Raw genomic sequence first — 231 nt, 5'->3', positions numbered from 1 at the left:
GTTAGACTGCCGCCCCGTTTTGGAGGCCGCCATGACCACGCCCGTTTCCCCTTACGCCCGCATTCTGTTTGTCGGCCCTGACCTTGCCGAGGGCTCGTTTGCCGAGCTGCTGCGCCGCCGTCTGGCTGAGCTGCGCGGGGAAGCGGCGCTGGCCGATATTGTCGATACCAGCGCAGGCTATTCGCCGCTCTGGCAGCGCGTGGCCGAGGGCGAGCGGCCGCTGCTGGTGAT

Annotated in this window: 1 protein-coding gene; it reads left to right on the top strand. The window is 68.0% G+C overall.

Features of this window, described 5'->3' with window-relative positions:
• Window positions 1-31: 31 nt before the first annotated feature.
• Window positions 32-231 (top strand): hypothetical protein (locus tag O4H47_RS18090; RefSeq protein WP_269395412.1); only part of this gene is annotated, 200 nt, incomplete at its 3' end.

It is taken from the genome of Maritalea porphyrae (assembly GCF_027213965.1).
Lineage (GTDB): Bacteria > Pseudomonadota > Alphaproteobacteria > Rhizobiales > Devosiaceae > Maritalea > Maritalea porphyrae_A.
This window is presented reverse-complemented; position numbering and strand designations above follow the sequence as displayed.